Source organism: Pseudomonas sp. BN411 (genome assembly GCF_029871235.1).
Classification (GTDB): domain Bacteria; phylum Pseudomonadota; class Gammaproteobacteria; order Pseudomonadales; family Pseudomonadaceae; genus Metapseudomonas.
Genome location: NZ_SSOM01000070.1, coordinates 199,383 through 218,607 on the forward strand (window position 1 = coordinate 199,383; position 19,225 = coordinate 218,607).

The 19,225-nt window shown below is 65.1% G+C and carries 16 protein-coding genes; 3 read left to right on the plus strand and 13 right to left on the minus strand.

All coding sequences use genetic code 11. The annotated features are described in order from the left end of the window. The 13 genes from flgC to E8F06_RS17315 all read right to left on the minus strand — a co-directional run bounded on the left by flgC (window position 1) and on the right by E8F06_RS17315 (window position 15,437). Window positions 1–447: a flagellar basal body rod protein FlgC gene (gene flgC / locus E8F06_RS17255; RefSeq protein WP_280369462.1), complete on the minus strand. Its 447-nt coding sequence runs from the start codon at window positions 445–447 to the stop codon at window positions 1–3. 14 nt (window positions 448–461) lie between these two features. Continuing rightward, entirely contained in the window at window positions 462–869 is a 408-nt protein-coding gene (flgB, locus tag E8F06_RS17260) for a flagellar basal body rod protein FlgB (protein ID WP_280369464.1), read from the minus strand. Between the two features lie 325 nt (window positions 870–1,194). After that, entirely contained in the window at window positions 1,195–1,899 is a 705-nt protein-coding gene (locus E8F06_RS17265; protein ID WP_280369465.1) for an NAD(P)H-dependent oxidoreductase, read from the minus strand. Between the two features lie 89 nt (window positions 1,900–1,988). Then, a complete protein-coding gene (locus E8F06_RS17270; protein WP_280369467.1) occupies window positions 1,989–3,179 on the minus strand; it encodes a pyridoxal phosphate-dependent aminotransferase in 1,191 nt (396 codons plus the stop codon). A gap of 21 nt (window positions 3,180–3,200) precedes the next feature. Further along, window positions 3,201–4,808, minus strand: a complete 1,608-nt coding sequence (locus E8F06_RS17275; protein ID WP_280369469.1) for a 5-guanidino-2-oxopentanoate decarboxylase — start codon at window positions 4,806–4,808, stop codon at window positions 3,201–3,203. 104 nt (window positions 4,809–4,912) lie between these two features. After that, window positions 4,913–6,997 carry an acetate--CoA ligase family protein gene (locus E8F06_RS17280; RefSeq protein WP_280369471.1) on the minus strand — a complete coding sequence of 695 codons (2,085 nt, stop codon included), beginning with the start codon at window positions 6,995–6,997 and terminating at the stop codon, window positions 4,913–4,915. A gap of 76 nt (window positions 6,998–7,073) precedes the next feature. Next, window positions 7,074–8,234 (minus strand): acyl-CoA dehydrogenase family protein, encoded by a 1,161-nt coding sequence (locus E8F06_RS17285; RefSeq protein WP_280369473.1) that lies wholly within the window; start codon window positions 8,232–8,234, stop codon window positions 7,074–7,076. Window positions 8,235–8,262: 28 nt separating this feature from the next. After that, entirely contained in the window at window positions 8,263–9,045 is a 783-nt protein-coding gene (locus tag E8F06_RS17290; RefSeq protein ID WP_280369475.1) for an enoyl-CoA hydratase-related protein, read from the minus strand. Window positions 9,046–9,388: 343 nt separating this feature from the next. After that, entirely contained in the window at window positions 9,389–10,786 is a 1,398-nt protein-coding gene (locus tag E8F06_RS17295) for an amino acid permease (protein ID WP_280369477.1), read from the minus strand. A 179-nt stretch (window positions 10,787–10,965) separates the two neighbouring features. Further along, window positions 10,966–13,212 carry an ATP-binding protein gene (locus E8F06_RS17300; RefSeq protein WP_280369479.1) on the minus strand — a complete coding sequence of 749 codons (2,247 nt, stop codon included), beginning with the start codon at window positions 13,210–13,212 and terminating at the stop codon, window positions 10,966–10,968. Then, window positions 13,209–13,982, minus strand: a complete 774-nt coding sequence (locus E8F06_RS17305) for a transporter substrate-binding domain-containing protein (protein WP_280369481.1) — start codon at window positions 13,980–13,982, stop codon at window positions 13,209–13,211. Before E8F06_RS17305 ends, E8F06_RS17300 begins: the two co-directional genes overlap by 4 nt. A 4-nt stretch (window positions 13,983–13,986) precedes the next feature. Continuing rightward, window positions 13,987–14,709, minus strand: a complete 723-nt coding sequence (locus E8F06_RS17310; protein ID WP_271472211.1) for a response regulator — start codon at window positions 14,707–14,709, stop codon at window positions 13,987–13,989. 77 nt (window positions 14,710–14,786) lie between these two features. Next, window positions 14,787–15,437, minus strand: a complete 651-nt coding sequence (locus tag E8F06_RS17315) for a TetR family transcriptional regulator C-terminal domain-containing protein (RefSeq protein ID WP_280369483.1) — start codon at window positions 15,435–15,437, stop codon at window positions 14,787–14,789. Between the two features lie 154 nt (window positions 15,438–15,591). Between E8F06_RS17315 and E8F06_RS17320 the strand changes: the two genes are divergently transcribed. From E8F06_RS17320 to E8F06_RS17330, 3 genes are read left to right on the plus strand one after another with little or no spacing between them, the layout of a single operon-like run. Further along, on the plus strand, window positions 15,592–16,686 hold the full coding sequence (locus E8F06_RS17320; RefSeq protein ID WP_280369484.1) for a polyamine ABC transporter substrate-binding protein: 1,095 nt from the start codon (window positions 15,592–15,594) through the stop codon (window positions 16,684–16,686). 31 nt (window positions 16,687–16,717) lie between these two features. After that, the gene (locus tag E8F06_RS17325) at window positions 16,718–18,136 is read left to right on the plus strand and encodes an aminotransferase (RefSeq protein ID WP_280369486.1); all 1,419 of its coding nucleotides are present in this window, start codon (window positions 16,718–16,720) and stop codon (window positions 18,134–18,136) included. 43 nt (window positions 18,137–18,179) lie between these two features. Next, complete coding sequence (locus E8F06_RS17330) at window positions 18,180–19,028, plus strand: helix-turn-helix transcriptional regulator (RefSeq protein ID WP_280369488.1); 849 nt, start codon at window positions 18,180–18,182, stop codon at window positions 19,026–19,028. Window positions 19,029–19,225: the final 197 nt, after the last annotated feature.

Genomic DNA, 19,225 nt, shown 5'->3' on the forward strand with positions numbered 1-19,225 from the left:
TCACTGACCCAGGGTCAGCACTTTCTGCATCATCTGTTTGGCGGTGTTCATCATTTCCGCGTTGGTCTGGAAGGACCGGCTGGCGGAAATCATGTCGGCCATCTCTTCAACCACGTTCACGTTCGGGTAGTAGACGTAGCCGTCCGCGTTGGCCGCCGGGTGGTTCGGCTCGTAGCGCGGGGTCAGGGTGCTCTGGTCCTCGATCACGCCAAGCACTTGTACGCCGGCGCCGGACTGGTCCTGGTCGCCGAACAGCGAACCACGGTCGCCGTTGCCCAGGCTGTCCTGCATCACGGTGGCGAACACCGGATGGCGGGCGCGGTAGGTCTGGTCGAGGCTGGAGGACACCGTTTCGGCGTTGGCGATGTTGCTGGAGATGGTGTTCAGCCGAGTGTTCTGGGCACTCATGCCGGTGCCGGCGATGTTGAAGATGCTGGACAGGGACATGGCTTGGCTCTCCGTTATTCGCCGCGCAGGGCATTCATCAGCCCTTTGAACTTGCTATTGAGGAAGGTGAAGCTGGCCTGGAACTGCATGGCGTTCTCGGTGTAGTTCGACTGTTCCAGCTGGGCGTCGACGGTGTTCTGGTCGATGGCGGCCTGGAACGGAACGCGGTACTTCAGCGAGGCATCAGCGATCTCGAAACCTTCGGCGGCAATGTGGTGCTCGTTGGTCCGGGCGGCCTGGAAGCTGCCGTGGGCAGCCTTCTCCGACTGCTGGGCCAGCACGCTGGCGAAGTCCAGGTCGCGAGCCTTGTAGTTCGGGGTATCGGCATTGGCGATGTTGTTGGCCAGCACCTCGCCACGCTGGGCGCGGAAGCTGAGGGCTTGCTGATGGATGCCGAGGGCCTTTTCGAAACTGATGCTCATGTCCGGAACCTTTGCCAGTGGCAATGCGGTTTTGCTTACCTGACATTCAGCAAAGGCCGTGCCACTTTAGTTTTTCCTTTATTTTCAACGCCTTGAAGGAAAAACAGGCGGCAAAAAGCGGCAACAGACGCTGGTGGGGCGGCAAAGCGGCAAGGGCAGTTTGCCGCTGGTTGCCGCTTTGCCGGGGGCATCGGGCGATAAAACAGGTAGGAGCGAGCTTGCTCGCGAATGATCGCGCTCGGGACTTTCGCGAGCAGAGCTCGCTCCTACAAATTTGCGTTCATCGGAGAAAGAAGAAGGCCGCCCTTGGGCGGCCTTGCTGCACTCATCGCGCCAGTGGATACAACCTGTCGTCGAACTGGTCCAGACGGGGGAACGCGAGCGGCACATCCTGCTCCAGCCCCTGCAGTCGCGCCTGGTAGTCACGCAGGAAATCCTGGCGCGCGTCATTGCTGATATAGGGCACGTGCCAGGCCACGAAAGGCGGCAACACGTCCAGGCCGACGTAGGCCAGGGTGCCACGCAGCAGCGGACGCAGCATGTCTTCCAGCGGGCCGTGGATGGCGCCTTCACCGAACATGTGCTCGCGGCCGCCCAGGGTCAGAGTGACCAGAGCCTTCTTACCGGCCAGGCCGCCCTGGTCGTAGAAACGCTTGCCGCCGTAGCAGACGCCGGACACCAGTACCCGGTCGATCCAGCCCTTGAGAATCGCCGGCACCGAGAACCAGTAGAGCGGGAAGTTGAGGATCAGTAGGTCTGCCCAGAGCAGCTTATCGAGCTCGCGCTGGATATCCGGCGCAATCTTGCCGGCCTTCACGCCTTCGCGCTGTTCCAGGGCGTAGACCAGGTAATCGGGGTTCCGCCGCTCACTGAAATCAGCGGCGCTGGCGACCGGGTTCCACTCCAGTGCGTGGAGGTCGGACTGGCGGACTTCATGCCCCTGCCCTTGCAGGGTTTCCACTGCGAGATCGCGCAAGGCGCTGCAGAACGACTGCGACTCGGGGTGGGCATGGACGATCAGAATTTTCATGGGTGTTCCTTATGGCACGGTCCGTAGGTTGGTGCAGAGCGCAGCGAAGCCCAACAATCAGGGATTCGCCGCGCAACGCAAACCTTCATTCATGCGATTTCTAGTTGATCAATCAGTTCGGCTGCACAGCGGGCAATGCGGCGACAGGCTTCCTGCAGCGGCTCGCTGCCCAGCACCAGTCCCAGGCGGATATGCCCCGCGGCGCTGGGCCCGAAAGCCTCGCCCGCCAGCACCGAGACGCCGTAATCGTCCAGCAGGCGGTCGGCGAAGTCCTGGGCGGACAGGCCGGTCGGGCGGATATCCACCATCACGAACATGCCGCCGTCCGGCTTCAGCGCACGCAGGCCGGGGCAACTTTCCAGGGTGGCGCACACCAGGTCACGCCGCTGGCGATAGGCCTCGCGCATGGCTTCCAGCTCCGGAAGTCGCGCCTCAAGGGCAACGCAGGCGGCGTCCTGAACGAAGTCCGGCGAGCCGTAGAGCATGCACAGGGCGAGGTTTTCCAAGTGTCCGGTCAGTTCCTCCGAACCGACCACCCAGCCCACGCGCCAGCCGGTCATGGCATGGGACTTGGACAGGCTGTTGATGGTCGCGGTGCGCTCGGCCATGCCCGGCAGGCTGGCCGGGCTGATGTGCTCACCCTCGAACAGCAGCTCGCTGTAGACCTCGTCGGAGATCATCCACAGGTCATGGGCGATGCAAAGTTCGGCCAGGGCGTTCCAGGTTGAACGCGGCAGGCTGGCGCCGGAGGGGTTGTGCGGGCTGTTCAGGGCCAGCGCGCGAGTGCGCGGAGTGATAGCGGCAGCCACGTCCTCGGGCTGGATGCGGAAGCCATTCTCCGAACGCACCGGAACCGGGACTACCTTGGCGCCACAGGCACCGAACACCGCCTCGTAGGTGACGTACATGGGCTCGGCGACTATGACCTCGTCCCCCGGGTTGAGCAGGCACTGCACCACACAGAACAGCGCACACTGGGCGCCCGCCAGCACCACCACCTGGTCGGAACCCACGCTCTGTCCGCTGCGCCGGTTGTGCCAGGCGGCAATGCGTTGCCGCAGGGGGAGCTTGCCGCGCACGTCGGAGTAGTGGGTATTGCCGTTGAGCAGGCTGTCGATGGCCGCCTGGATGATGGGCTGCGGTGTGTCGAAATCGGGGTCGCCTACCGACAGCAGGAGAATGTCGTCACCGTTGGCCTGGCGCTCCAGCGCACGGTAGTGAATGTTCCAGGCCGCCGCGCCGTCGCCGGCGATACGTTGGGTGAGGTCGGAAAAGCGCATGTTCAACTCCTTGCCTCGTGCTCAACGAGCACAGGCATGTTTCAGTTCGATCAGGGTGACGCCGGGGTGGCCGAAGCCTGCGCGCAGGTCGTCTTCCAGTTCGTCGAGGCTGCGGGGCTGCTTCACGGCGCAATGGAAGGCCCGGGCCAGGCCGGCGAAGTCCGGGTTGCGCGGCAGCACGCCCACCGGCTCGATATCCAGGGCCAACATGTCGTCGCGGATCTGGCCCAGGGCGTCGTTGTTCCACAGCAGCACCACCAGCGGGCTGTCGAGTTCCTCCGTGGCGGTCGCCAGTTCCTGCGCGGTGTAGAGGAAACCACCATCCCCCACCAGTACCAGGCCGGGCCGTTCCGGTGCGCCGAACTTGGCACCGATGCCGGCCGGCAGGCCGTAGCCGAGGGTGCCGTAGCCGGTGGGGTGCAACCAGCTGCGCGGTGCCCGGCTGGCGAAGGCGTAGTTGCCGGTGTAGGCCAGCTGGGTCATGTCGGTACTGATGAAGGCATCTGCCGGCAAGGCAGCGGCAACGCGGTCGAGAATTACCTGGTGGATACCCTGCAGCGGTGCGTGGCCGTTGCGGACGGCCTCACGCAGCCGCACGACACGGGCGGCGGATGCCTCCCCTGCCCTGCCCGTTTCCGGCAGCCGCTGCAGCAGCGCCTCCAGGGTCTGGCGGGCGTCGCCCTTGAGCGCGACGGCACAGGGATAGAAGTCGTTGAACTTGCGCGGATCGATATCGATTCGGATCAGCTCGCCGGACAGCGGCAGGCGTTCGCGCCAGAAATCGGTATCGGCCATCTCGGTGCCCACCGCCAGTACCAGATCGGCCTCGGCGATCATCTCCCAGCCCGGCGCCACGCAAAGGCTGGCACCGGCATTGAGCGGGGCCTCCGGCGGCAACAGTCCCTTGCCGGCCACGCTGGTGAATACCGGAGCGGCCAGACGCTCGCTGAGTGCCTGCACGGCGCCGGCCGCTTCCAGCGCGCCACCACCGGCGATGATCATCGGCCGCTTGGCTGCCGCCAGCCGCTTGGCGGCGGCGTCCAGGGACTCGCCATCGGCCACGCCCGGGCCAGGACGGCGTACCACCTCGGCGGTCCAGTCACGGGCCACCGGAGCGGCAAGCACATCCAGCGGTACCGAGATATGCACAGGGCGCGGGCGTTCACCATCGAATACGGCGAAGGCACGGGCCACCAGCTCGGGCAGGTCTTCCGGGGTCAGGGCTACAGCCGAGAAGGCCGTAATGGGCGCGGTGATGGCGCGCTGGTCCTGGGTCTCGTGCAGGCAACCCCATCCCTTGCCGAGGCTGGCGGTGTGGTTGACGCTGGAAATCACCAGCATCGGAATCGAATCGGCATAGGCCTGGCCGATGGGCGTGGCGGCGTTGGTTACGCCCGGTCCGGTGATGATGAAAGCCACACCCGGCTTGCCGCTGACGCGCGCGTAGCCGTCGGCCATGAAACCGGCGCCCTGCTCGTGGCGGGTCAACACATGGCGGATGCCACTGCCGGGCAGGCCGCGATACAGCTCCAGGGTGTGCACGCCGGGAATGCCGAACACGGTGTCCACGCCGTAGTTGGCCAGGAGGCGGACCAGGGCCTGGCCGCCAGTAAGAGTGTTCTGTTGCATGAGGTGTCTCCTCGAATCGATGCCAAGACCTGTAGGAGCGAGCTTGCTCGCGAACGGCGGCACACGAGCGCTTCGCCAGCAAGCTGGCTCCTACAAAAGAGTCGTCATTCCGCGATGCGAATCAGCGCATCCACCGCCACGGCACCGTCGGCGCCGACCAGCAGCGGATTCACATCCAGCTCCAGCAAGCGTCCGGCGTTCTCGCAGGCGTAGTCGGCCACGGCGCGAATGGCGGCTACCAGCGCGTCCAGATCCGCTGCAGGGCGACCACGGAAGCCGGTGAGCAGCGGCGCACTGCGCAAGCTCAGCAAGGCATCGCGGATCGCGGCATCGTTGGTGGGCAGCAGCAGGCTGCGGCTGTCCTTCAGCAACTCGACGAGAATGCCGCCGGCGCCTATCACCAGGGCCAGGCCGAAACCTTCCTCGCGCTTGACGCCCACGATCAGCTCCGCAAGTGGCGATGTGGCCATGCGCTCCAGCAGCACCTGGTCGAAGGCCACGTCCGGCGCATAGGCGGCAATGCGTTGCCGCATTTCGCCCAAGGCCCGTTGCAGCGCTTCGGCATCACACAGGTTGAGGGCCACGGCGCCGGCTTCGGTCTTGTGTGGCAGGTCTGCGCTGACGGCTTTCAGCACCAGCGGGTAGCCAAGCTGGCCGGCATCCTCCACGGCACGTTCCGGCGTACTGAGCAGCGCTTGCGGAACTGGCAGGCCAAAGGTGCGCAGGGCCTGTTTGGATTGCCATTCATCCAGCAACTCACTACCGGCCAGAGGCGATGGACTCAGGGGCACCAGGGCCGACTCGCCCCGGGCCAGCAGTGCTTCACGGCGTTGCTTGTAGGCGGCGATCCGGCCCCAGGCGGCCAGGCCGTCCTCCACGCCTTGCAAGGCAGCGACGCCACGGGCGTGCAGGTACTCGCGGGCGGATTCCGGCAGCAGTTCCGGGAAGGCCGAGGCAATGAAACCGGTCTTGCCATGACGCTCCAGGGCTTGGCAATACAACTCCAGCAGCAGATCGCACTGGGGCCGCTCGCCGGTTTCCTCGCCTGGATAATCCAGCACCAGCAACGCGGCATCGGCAGCGCTGCGCAGGGCGCTGTCGAGCATGCGTTCCAGGGCGTCACCGTCGCCCCAGATGGCGGTGGTGAAGTCCAGCGGGTTGGCGATATTGGCGTAACCCGGCAGGACCTGAGCCAACTCGTGGCGTTGGCCGTCGTCCAGCTTCGGCAGCTGCAGGCCGTTGGCTTCGGCGTAGTCGGCGATCAGACCAGCATCGCCGCCGGAGCAGGCCAGGGCGATCAGGCCGGGACCGGCAGGCAGCTTGCCGCAGGCGGCGGCCTTGAGGGTCTCCATGAAGCTCACTGGACCGCTGACACGGATCACCCCGAGGCGCTCGAAGAGGCTGTCGTACAGGGCATCGGAGCCGGCCAGGGAGCTGGTGTGGCTGAGAGCCAACTCGGCGCCGATCTGCGAGACGCCGGTCTTCAGGGCGATGATCGGGATGCCCTTCTCCAGGGCCTTGTGTGCGGCACGAGCAAAGCCCGGTACGTTCTTCAGACCTTCCAGATGCAAGCCGATGGCAGTGACGCGGGGTTCGTCCAGCAGCACATCCATCAGCTCAGCCACGCCCAGTTGCGCCTGGTTGCCCACCGAGGCCATGTAGGCGATCGGCAGGGAGCGGTCGCTCATGGACAGGTTGTAGGCGAAGTTGCCGCTCTGGGTGAGCACGGCCACGCCCTTCTCCACCAGTTGGCCACCGTGGGCCACTGGCCAGAGGGCGGCGCCGTGGAGGTAGTCCAGCAGGCCGTAGCAGTTGGGTCCGAGCAGCGCCATGTCATTGGCCGCAGCCAGCAACTGCGCCTGCAGGGCCTGGCCCTCGGCACCGGTTTCGGCGAAGCCGGAGGCGTAGCAAATGGCGCCACCTGCCCCCTTGGCGGCCAGGGCTGCGACGCTGTCCAGCGTCTGTTCACGGTTGGTGGCGATGAACACCGCGTCCGGCCCGCACGGCAGGTCCGCGACGCTGGCCACGCAGGGCACGCCTTCCAGCTCGGCGTGCTGCGGATTCACCAGCCACATCTGGCCAGCGAAGCCACCTTCGGCGCAGCGCTTGAGGGCGCGGGCCATGCTGCGGCCGCCGATGAAGGCCAGGTGCCGGGGCGCCAGCAGGCGCTTGAGGTTGTCTCGATTCATGTCGGATCTCGGAATAGGTTTTGCCGGATTTCCCTCACCCCTGCCCCTCTCCCTGAGGGAGAGGGGAGCTGTAACTTCAGCGCAGCAGCGGGCGCAGCAGTTCGCGGGAAATGATGTGGCGCTGGATTTCCGAAGTGCCTTCCCAGATCCGCTCGATCCGGGCGTTACGCCAGATGCGCTCTACCGGGCCTTCGTCCATCAATCCCATGCCGCCGAAAATCTGCACCGTCTCGTCGGCCACCTTGCCCAGCACTTCGCTGGCGAAGAGCTTGGCCATGCCGGCTTCGCCATCGGTCATGGTGCCCTGGTCCATCTTCCAGGCGGTGTGCAGGGTCATCAGCTCGGCCGCGCGAATCTGCGTGGCCATATCAGCAAGCTTGAAAGAGATGCCCTGGTAGGTGCCGATAGGCTGGCCGAACTGTTTGCGGTCGGCGGCCCATTGCAGCGACAGGTCGAGTGCACGCTGGGCCTGGCCGACGCAGTTGGCGGCAACCATCACACGGCCGGCGGTGAGCCAGGCGTTGGCCACTTCCCAGCCCTTGCCCACTTCGCCCAGGACCTTGGAGGCCGGCACGCGGCAGTCATCGAAGAAGATCTCGTAGGTGTGGTAGCCCTTGTTGCTGACACAGCGGGGGCCACGGCGCACGGTCATACCGGCGGTGCCCTTGTCGACCAGGAAGGCGGTGACGGCATTGCGCTTCTTGCCGTTGTGCTCGTAGGTGTCGGTGACGGCGAAGACGATGGCGAAATCGGCATGGCCGGCATGGCTGATGAAGTGCTTCGCGCCGTTCAGCACGAAGTCGTCGCCATCGCGCACCGCGCGGGTCTTGATGGAGTTGGCGTCGGAACCGGCGCCCGGTTCGGTCAGGGCGAAGCAGTCGATCTTCTCGCCCTGAACACAGGGCAGCAGGTACTGCTCGATCTGCTCACCCTTGCAGGCCATGAGGATTTTCGAGGGACGCGCGACGAACACGTGCAGCGCCCAGGACACCCTGGACAGCTCGCGCTCCACCAGCGCCTGGGACAGGTAGTCGAGGCCGCCGCCGCCCACCTCCTCAGGCATGTTGAAGGCATAGAAACCGGCAGCGAGCGCCTTGCCGCGAATCTGCGCGGCCAGCTCGGGGGACACGGCGTCGGCACGGTCCACGGCTTCTTCATGGGGCAGCAGTTCCTTGTCGACGAATGCGCGCACCGCGTCGACCAGCATTTCCTGTTCCTGGGTCAGTTGGAAGTTCATTGCTATGTCCTCTGGCGGGTTCGGCGCATCAGCGACCGGTGAATTGGGGGGCACGCTTCTCGGCAACGGCACGCAGAGCCTCGGCGGCATCCGCGCTGCGGCCACAGAGCAGTCCGGCAGCCTGTTCGGCAGCCAGTTGCTCAGCCAGGCTGCGGCTGGCGCCTCCCTGGATCAGGGCCTTGGTCTGGGCGAACGCGAAGGTCGGGCCGGCGGCAAGGCGCGCAGCCAGTTCGCCAGCAACGGCCTGCAACTGCTCGTCGGCGCACACCTCGCCCACCAGGCCAACGGAAAGTGCCCGCTCGGCGCCCCAGAGTTCGTCGAGGAACAGCAGGCGCTTGGCCTGCTCGGCGCCGATCAGGCGCGGCAAGTGCCAGCTGGCGCCAGCATCCGGTGAGTAGGCCATGCCGGTGTAGCCGGCCTTGAAGCGCGCGGAGGCGGCAGCGATTCGGAAATCGCAGCACAGCGCCAGGTCCATACCCGCGCCGACCGCGGTACCGTTGACGGCGGCGATGGTGGGCTTGGCCAGGCCGTGCAGGCGACTCATCAGGGCATGGGCGGTTTCGGTCCAGCCGTAGGTTTCCAGCTCACCCCGCGCTTCGGCCTCGGCCCATTCGGCGAGGTCTGCGCCCGCACAGAAGCTGCGCCCCTCACCGCTCAGGATGACCACGCGCACAGCTGGATCTGCCTCGTGGGCATCGAGCAGTTCGAGCAGGCCTTTCAGGGTGGGGACGTCCAGCGCATTGCGCTGCTGGGGGCGGTTCAGGGTGATGCGGGCAACGCCGCCATCGACCTGGCTGAGCAAGGTGGTCATGGGAACCCTCGTCTTGTTGTATTGCTGTGAGGTAGAACTTGGGACGATCCTAAACGAGTGTTCAGGAAGGCGGCAATCCTGCCCATTTGGGGTATGTAACGCCGCAGAACAAATCTATCTGTTTGTTTTTATTGCTTTTTTATTCAGAGACCGGAGACGGAAAAGGCAGGCTGTTACATCTTCGAACAAGTCAGAACGGGCCGTCTCCGCGCCCCATTCCTGCAAGGCAGAACCAGTCCCCATCAAACGCCAACGGCCTTCTCCCTGGAGGGAGAAGGCCGTTGGATGCGCCTGAGACCAGGCGAGGCGAATCGCGAAGCAGGCCGGCGGCCCCTCTACGCAATCACACTGCTGGAGCGGCAATCACACCGCGTTGGCGCTTGAACTGCAGGAAGAAGTAGGCGGCGTAGCAGACACCGACGAAACCGAAGCCCCAGTAGAGCGACGGGCGCTGCGTCGGGTCCAGTGCCAGGAAGACGAACAGCGAGCTGCACAGCAGGATGCAGGCCAGTGGCAGGAAGGGGTACAGCGGCGCTGCGTACTTGAGGTCCTGGACGGTACCACCAGCCTTGTAGTGCTCGCGACGGAAGCGGTATTGGGCCAGGGCGATGACGATCCAGGTCACGGTACCGGCCATGCCGCTGATGGCCATCAGCACCATGAACAGGGTATCGGCGGCCACCACGCTGGTCAGCAGCGACAGCAGCGCGAAGCACAGGGTGATGCTCAGGGCACGCAGCGGTACACCGCGCTTGCTGAGTGTTGCCAGGCTGCGCGGTGCCATCCCGGTCTTGGACATGGCCCAGAGGATGCGAGTGGAAGCGTAGAGGCCGGAGTTACCCACCGAGAGAATGGCGGTGAGGATGACGAAGTTCATCAGGTCGGCAGCGAAAGGAATGCCCACCATGTCGAACACCTGGACGAAGGGGCTTTCCATCAGGCCGGCTTGTTGCCAGGGCACGATGGCCGACAGCACGACGATGGCGAGCACATAGAAGATCAGCACGCGGAACACGACGTTGCGCACGGCGCGCGGAATGCTCTTTTCCGGCTGGTCGGTTTCGCCTGCGGCCACCCCCATGATCTCGCAGCCCTGGAAGGCGTAGACCACCGCCATCATCACGGCGAACACCGCGGAAAGGCCGTTGGGGAACAGGGTGTCGCCGATCAGGTTGGAGAGCATCGGTGCCGGTTCGCCACTGGCCAGCGGCAGGACGCCGAAGATCGCCAGCAGGCCGACAATGATGAAGCCGAGGATGGCGGCCACCTTGATGCCGGAGAACCAGTACTCGGCTTCACCGAAGGCGCGGGTGGCCAGGCCGTTGAGCGAGAACAGCACCACCACGAACAGCGCCGACCAGTACCAGATGGGTACATCGGGGAACCAGCGGGTCATGAGCATGCCGGCGGCGGTGAACTCCAGGCCGACGGTGGTGGCCCAGCTCATCCAGTACACCCAGCCGATCATGAAGCCGGTGCCCGGTCCAATGTAACGGGTGGCGTGGGCCTGGAAGGAGCCGGATACCGGCATCTGTACCGAGAGCTCGCCCAGGCAGACCATCACCAGGTACATCAGCACGCCGGCTACCAGATAGGCCAGCACGGCACCGGCCGGGCCGCCCTGGTTGATGGTGACGCCCGAGCCCATGAACAGGCCGGTGCCGATCACGCCACCCAGGGACAGCATGAAGATGTGGCGGCTTTTCAGCGCGCGGGTGAGCTGGATGCGATCTTCAGACATGACGCACCTCCAAATGGAGGTGGCGGGACAGGTGGGCTTTGCGGGTCATTATTCTTGTCTCCAATAGGCCACGAGGACCGCGTTGGACGCGGTTCGGACCGATTATTGGAAGGACTTGTAAGAACCCGTTGTACGTAGGGATCGAAGTTGTAAAAAGTCGTAAGGAATTTGTTCGATTCTTACGAAGTGCCTTGCAGCTGTGCGTCCAGCACCTCCGTCGAACGCACCAACAGCTCTTCCAGACGCGGCTTCAGCGCCTGCAGGGCGTTGGCATCACCGACTAGCGCCAGGGTTTCCAGCTCCCGCAAAAACGCGGCCAACGCCCGCAGGCCGAGGGATTCGCTGCTGCCCGCGAGGCGGTGGGAGAGGTGTCCGACTTCGGCGCAGTCCTGGGCGGCCAAGGCTTCCAGCAAGCCCGCGCGCTGCTCATCGAGCATGCGCCGCAACATGACCAGCAGCCCCTGGACCTTCTGCTCGCCCAGCAGGCCACGATGGGTATCCAGCAGCTGCCGGTCCAGCAATTCGGCCGCGCCATCGCTATCCTGCGTCCCCCCCTGCCCGGCCAGTGCCTGGCGCAGGTCATCGAGTTTCAGCGGTTTGGCCAGCGCACCTTGCATGCCGGCATCCAGGCAACTGCGAACCAGCGCCGGCTGCAGGCTGGCGGTGAAGGCAAGGATGCGGCTACTGCGGTTGGCGCCTTGTTCATCGGCACGGATCAGCCGGCACAGGTCGATGCCGGACATGCCGGGAAGGTGCAGGTCGAGGAGGATCAGGTCGAAGCGCCGTTGCCGGCACAACTGCAGCGCCGGTTCGGCGTCTTCGGCCAGGGTGACCCGATGGCCGTCGCGCTCCAGCAGCCCGGACACCACCTCGCGGTTGAGTGCGACGTCCTCCACCACCAGCACATCCAGTGGCTCTTGCTGCGGAACGACATTCGGAACGGAAGGCAGGTTTCGCGCGGCAGCCAGCTCCAGCTCGAACCAGAAGCAGCTGCCCTCGCCTTCCACGCTCTCGACACCGATCCGCCCGCCCATCAGCTCCACCAGACGCTTGCTGATGGCCAGCCCCAGGCCGGTCCCACCGTAGCGCTGGGCAACGGCCTCGCTAGCCTGGGTGAAGCGTTCGAAAATCTTCGCCTGCAGTTCCGGGGCGATGCCGATCCCGTCGTCGGTGACGCTGATGCGCAGGCGTTGCCCCGTCTCCCGAGCCTCCAGCAATTGGACCTCGACGAGGATTTCTCCCTCTTCGGTGAACTTCACCGCGTTGGCTAGCAGGTTGCTCAGCACTTGACGCAGGAATTGCTCGGCGCCGTGGCAGCGGCTGTGCACGCGGGAGTCAATGCGCGTACGCAGGATGGTGCCGTTGGCACTGGCTCGCGGTTCCAGCAGGGTCAACACCTGATCCAGCAGCGCAGGCAGGGAGAAGTCGACCAATTCGGGCCGGCCCTCCCCTTCTTCCAGGCGGGCGAAATAGAGCACCTCGTTGAGGATCGCCAGCAAGCCTTCGGCGGCCTTGTATAGGGCCTCCAGGCGTTTGCCGTCGCGCTCATCCAGCGAAGCACCCCGCAGCAATTCGGCCATGCCGAGTATGCCGTTGAGCGGCGTGCGGATCTCATGGCTCATGGTGGCGAGGAAACGCGACTTGGCCAGGTTGGCCGCCTCGGCGTCTTCCTTGGCCCGCTGCAGGCTGGCGGTGCGTCGCTCCACCATGCCTTGCAGGGCAGCGCGGTCTTCCTCGCGGCGCTGGATGTCGTCGAGGATGGCCTGGCGCATGTCATCCAGGGCCTGCGCGACCGTGTCGATTTCATCGGCGCCACGGCCGGGCCGCCGATCGAGGCGCAACGCCTCGTACCAGTCACCGGCGCCGACCCGGCGGGCGAAGTCGGCCATCACCTGCAGGTGACGGGTGACCAGGCGGTGGAACAGCCAGGAAAGCGCCACGGCGAGGCCGCAGAGGAAGATCCCCATCCACAGAAGGCTGGTAAGACCGGTGGCATAGAGGCGTTGATAGACCGCACCGAGGTCGACTACGACTTCCAGTTCGCCGAGTTGGCGCCGTTCACCGCTGGGCGGCTGGTAGGACAGTGGAAAGCTCGCGCGACGCAGCGGGCCGGCGGGCTCGCTGACGCCTTCCTGCAGGTCGAAATCGGCACTGGTCAGGCGCACCCGGGCAATGTCGGGAAAGTCCGCCAGGCCGCGCAGCTGCATCTTCAACTGCTCCTGGTTGAGGTCCCAGAGGCTGCGCTCGAAGCTGGCCAGGTAGCCGACGCGGATCAGCTCCAGTCGCGCCTCGATGTCGTGCATCTCGCGGCGGTACTCCAGATGCAGCTGTACCGCGCTGGCGACGAGGGTAAAGCACAGGCTGAACAGCAGGATGAACAGCAACAGCCGGCGCAGCAGGCCGCTGGCAGGTTTCGATGCCGTCATGGCCTGGACTCCGGTTGGGCGACCATGTCGCGATAGGTGGCTTCGCTCTCGGCCAGCCAGCGCTCGATCTCGCCGCCATCGGCCAGGCGCTGCAACTCGGCGTCGATCTCCGCCATGCGCGCGGCGAGCGGGGAATGCCGGGACACCGCCAGGCGCAGGTGGTCGACGGCCAGGGTCAGGGGCAGCGCCCGGATGTCAGCGCCGCCGGGCAGGTGTTCGATGTACAGCAGGCCGGTGCGCCGCTCGTAGGGGATGAAATCGATGCGTCCGCGGATCAGCTTGCCGAAGTTCTGCCTGCTGTCGGAAACCCACTCGATATTGCCGGCGCGGGAAACGATCTGGTCGAAGGCGTCGCCATAGCTCTCACCGAACAACAGGCCGCCGCGATAGCGCTTGAGGTCTTCCAGCTTGTCCACCTGGAGCGGGTGCTGGCGGTTGTAGAACACCGCCACTTCCTCGCGCAGCACCGGCACGTCGGCGAAGGCCAGCGTGGCCTCGCGTTCGGGCGTGCGGTACGCCAGCACCACGTCTACCCGGCCCTGTGCGGCATCCATCAGGCAGCGCTTCCAGTTGCCCAGCACCACAACTTCCACGTCCAGGCCGAGCCTGGCGAACACCGCCTTGACCACGGTCGGCGCCAGGCCGCGTACCTGCTTGCCGTCACTCCAGGAAATCGGCGGATAGACGGGATAGTCGCAGTAGCGCACCGCAGGCGCGGCCTGGGTGGCACTGCAGAACAGGAAGATGGCCAGCAGCCAGGCGCGCGCCATGGGCTCAGGCGGCGCTGGCCGTGGCGGTGAACAGGTAGCCCGCGCCGTGGATGGTGATGATCAGCTGCGGCTCGGCCGGATCGTCGCGCAGCTTTCGGCGCAGGCGCCCGACCAGCACGTCGATGGAGCGATCGTTGGGCAACCATTCGCGGTTGCGGATCTGGTCCATCAACTGATCGCGGCTGAGGGTGTGTCCGGCATTGCGCAGGAAGACACTGAGCAACTGGAACTCGCCATGGGTGAGCAGGGTTTCGCTGCCGTCCTGGTCGATCAGGCGGCGGCGGTCGTTGTCCAGCGTCCAGCCGGCAAAACGCTTGAGCTGGGTGGAGGGGGCGGCGGCGGCCGGTTGCTGGGCATGACGTACACGACGCACCAGGTTCTTGGCGCGGGAGACCAGTTCGCGGGGATTCAGGGGTTTGACCACATAGTCGTCGGCGCCGCATTCGAGGCCGACGATGCGGTCGACTTCGTCGTTGCGGCCGGTGATGAGGATGATGCCGACCTCGGAGCGCACCCGCAGTTCGCGGGTCAGGGTCAGGCCGTCCTTGCCAGGCAGGCGGATGTCGAGCATCACCAGGTCCACCGGGCTTTCCGCCAGGCAGGCTTCGGCCTGTTCGGCCGTACTGGCGCAACGTACCTGGTAGCCCTCCTGGGCCAGGTAGGACTGGAGCAGTTCACGGATCAGCGGATCGTCGTCGACGATCAGCACACTGGGAGCCATTGCAATTGCCCTCCGCCTCCGCACGTTGGCGGGGCGCTCTTATTGTTGGAGTGGCTGGAGGTTATCGCCGGTTGAACGACCGATCAACAGGCCCCGACAGGACGCAGGAAGCGCCGAACGCCACCTGCCTCAAGACCATCCACCCACGCCTCGCAGATCTGCACGCCCTGGTCCGGGGTGAAGGTCTGCGGATTCAACCCGGACTCCAGCCAGAGGCCGTCCAGTAGCGCACTCAGGCTGATGGCGGCGAGCTCCGCGTCGAACCCCTGCCAGCCCTCCTCCAGCGCCAGTTCGGTGAGCACCTTGACGAGGATGGCGCGGTACTCGCCATAGGAGTGGTCGTGTGCATGGTTGATGGACTGGGCGGTCTTCACCGCGCCCCAGAAGGCCAGCCAGGCATCCAGCAACTGCGGGTCCAGCAGTTCGGCGCAGAACGACGCCTGGAAGAACGCCGACAGCCGCGCCCGCGGGCCGGGCGGCGCCGCGTCGATGGCATCGCGCAGGAGCTTCATCACCCGCCCGGTCACGGCCAGGTAAGCCTCAGCCACCAGTTCGTCCTTGCTTGCGTAGTGATGGTTGATCAGCCCCACGGATACACCGGCTTCGGCGCAGATCTTGCGGATGGACGCCCCCTGGAAGCCGTGCCGTTTGAGGCAGGTGAGGGTCGCTTCGATCAGGTGGGCCTTGCGCAGCTCGGGGTCCAGACGGGAGTAGCGCACATCCTGGGTTGTCATGCCGACAGCTCCTGTAGTCGTTCACGCGGTTCTGAACGACTGTACAGGATCCCACGACACGCCACCTACCCGTTCGGGTTATGGCCGCTACTCGGCAGGGAGCACACAGTAGGCAGCAAGGTGACTCGATAACAACAAGTAGAGGTGAACCGACATGCGCAAGACCCTGGCTGCAGCCTTCAGCGCAACACTGATCCTGATACCGGCCCTCAGTCCGGCGGACGATAGCAACACCCTGCGCCTGTACAACTGGTCGGACTACATCGGCGAACACACCCTCGCCGACTTCGAGAAGGCCACTGGAATCAAGGTGGTCTACGACACCTTCGACTCCTACGAGACGGTCCAGGGCAAGCTGCTGCCGGGCCGTTCCGGCTACGACCTGGTGGTGCTCAATGCCGCCCTGGTGCCGCCGCTGCTGAAGGCCGGTGTCTTCCAACCACTGGACAAGGGCCGTCTGCCCAGCTGGGGCAACCTGGACCCGCAGGTGCTGGCCAGCCTGGAGCACTTCGACCCGGGCGTGACCTACTCGGCGCCCTACACCTGGGGCAGCAACGGCATCACCTACAACGTCGACATGATCAAGGCGCGCATGCCCGATGCCCCTATCGGCTCCCTGGCGATGGTCTTCGATCCCGAGGTGGTTTCGCGTTTCGCCGACTGCGGCGTGACCCTGATCGATTCGCCCACCGATGTGCTGCCGCTGGCGCTGGCCTACCTCGGCCGCGACCCGAACAGCGCGGCCCCCGAAGACCTCAAAGCCGCCCAGGACCTGCTGATGAAGGTGCGCCCCTATATCCGCAAGTTCGACTCCATGAGCTACCTCAACGGCCTGGCCAACGGCGACCAGTGCATCGCCATGACCTGGTCCGGCGACTACGCCACCGCCCAGGCCCGCGCCACCGAGGCCGGCGCCAAGGTGAAGCTGGACTATTTCATTCCCAAGGAGGGCTCGCTGATCTGGTTCGATGACTTCTACATCCCCAAGGACGCGCCCCATGTGGAGAACGCCCACAAGTTCATCGAATACATGCTGCAGCCCAAGGTGATCGCCCAGGTCACCGACTACATCCGCTACGCCAACAGCAACCAGGCCGCCACGCCCCTGATTTCGGCCGAGGTGCGCAACGATCCGGCGATCTACCCCGATGACGCCACCCGCGCCCGCCTCTTCACCCAGAAAACCCAGCCGCAGAAGGCCATGCGCCTGATCACCCGCACCTGGAATGCGGTCAAGACCGGCAAATGAAATGAACTGCCCAGCATCTGAGAGCACGACCATGAAGACCCCAAACGCCGACTTCTTCGCCCAGTTCGACAATGAGAGCCTCGTGGCCGCCGACAAGGCGCACTACATGCACGGCTACCACATCTTCGACGACCACCGGGAAAACGGCGCGCTGAACATCGCAGCAGGCGAAGGCGCCTACATCTACGACACCGCCGGCAACCGCTACCTGGACGCCGTGGGCGGCATGTGGTGCACCAACATCGGCCTGGGTCGCGAGGAAATGGCCGAGGCCATCGCCGACCAGGTCCGCCAGTTGGCCTACTCCAATCCGTTCTGCGACATGGCCAACGTCAAGGCCATCGAACTCTGCGAGAAGCTGGCGGAACTGGCACCCGGTGACCTGAACCATGTGTTCCTCACCACCGGTGGCTCCACCGCCGTGGACACCGCCTACCGCCTGGTGCAGTACTACCAGAACTGCCGTGGGAAACCGGAGAAGAAGCACGTCATCACCCGCATCAACGCCTACCACGGCTCCACCTTCCTCACCATGTCCCTGGGCGGCAAGGCGGCGGATCGTCCGGCGGAGTTCGACTTCCTCAAGGACCGCATCCATCACATCTCCTGCCCCAACCCCTACCGGGCGCCGGCGGGCATGGATGAAGCGCAGTTCCTGGAGTTCCTGGTCAACGAGTTCGAGGACAAGATCCTGACTTTGGGCGCAGACCGGGTGGGTGCCTTCTTCGCCGAGCCGATCATGGGTTCGGGGGGCGTGATCATCCCGCCAGCCGGCTACCACAAGCGCATGTGGGAGGTCTGCCAGCGCCATGACGTGCTGTACATCTCCGACGAAGTGGTGACCTCCTTCGGCCGTCTGGGCGCCTTCTTCGCCTCGGAAGACGTATTCGGCGTGGTGCCGGACATCATCACTACCGCCAAGGGCTTGACCTCCGGCTATCTGCCGCTGGGTGCCTGCATCTTCTCCGACCGCATCTGGAACGTGATCGGTGAGCCGGGCAAGGGTCGCTGCTTCAGCCATGGCTTCACCTACAGCGGCCACCCGGTGAGCTGCGTCAGCGCGCTGAAGAACATCGAGATCATCCAGCGGGAAAACCTGCTGCCCCATGTGGACGACGTGGGGGCTTACCTGGAGGAACGCCTGCGTACACTCGCCGACCTGCCACTGGTGGGCAGCGTGCGCTGCAAAAAGCTGATGGCCTGCGTCGAGTTCGTCGCCGACAAGGCGAGCAAGGCGCTGTTCCCCGATGAGCTGAACATCGGCGAACAGATCCACCTGCGGGCGCAGAAACGCGGTCTGCTGGTGCGCCCCATCGTGCACCTGAACGTGATGTCGCCACCGCTGACCATCACCCATGCCCAGGTGGACGAAATCGTCGACACCCTGCGCGAGGCCATCCTGGAAACCGCTGCCGACCTCGCGCGAAGTGGCGACTATGCCGGCAGTTGAGGGAGTCTGGCCGCTACCTGGCGACGCCAGTAGACTGCCGGACATGACCGAGACCGCTGCCGACAAAACCACCCCCGCCACCCTGCATGCCTGGCATGCAGGGCTGGCTCGTGCCATGGCCAGCGTCGCGGAACCTTCGTTCTGCGAGCACCTGATCGACGCACTGCGAAGCCTGGTGCCCATCGAGTCGGTGCTGCTGGGCCTGGAGTGCAAGGGCTTGGCGCCGCGACCGCTCTACCAGTGCGGCATCCCCACCGAGTATCGCGAGGCGCTGATCGAGCGCTACTACGCTCGCGGCTACCTGCTGGACCCCTTCTGCCTGGCGATGGAAAACGGCTTGGCCGAAGGCTTCTACCACCTCTCGGAAATCGCCCCGGACGACTTCTTCAGCAGCGAGTACTACCGCACCAACTACCTGAAATGCGGCTCGGTGGAAGACGCGCATTTCATTGTCGACCTGGGCGGCCAGCGCAAGGTATCGCTCTGCGTGTACCAGGGCCGCAGTGGCGCACGATTCAGCCAGGAAGAGCTTGCCCTGCTGCGGACGGCGCACCCGCTGGTGCGCGAACTGATGCGTCAGTTCGACGAACGCGGAGGCCTGATCCGCAGCCTGGATGGCCACGGTTCGGCGCCCTTGCACAGCGCTGCCCCCGCCGGCCTCAACCAGCAGATCCGCGAAGCCTTCATGAATTTCGGCAGCGACCGGCTCACCGAACGCGAACGGGAAATCGCCCACCTGCTGCTGCGCGGGCACTCGGCCAAGTCCAGCGCCAAGGTGCTGGAGATCTCCCCGGAAACCGTGCGCATGCACCGCAAGAATCTCTACACCAAGCTGGAGATCAGCTCCCAGGCGGAACTTTTCGCCCTGTTCATCGACTGGCTGACGGCCTGAGGCGCGTTTTCAGTCGCCATGTCCGCGACCACCCTGTAGGAGCCAGCTTGCTGGCGAACAGGAGCCATTCGCTGGCAAGCCGACTCCTACAACACTTGGCGCAACTGCCGCTGCCGGGCAGACCTGCGGCCTGCTTGGCGATTGAAATCGCCCCTACAGGTGGTGCAGACACAACCTTTTCAGTCGGACGGCGCTGG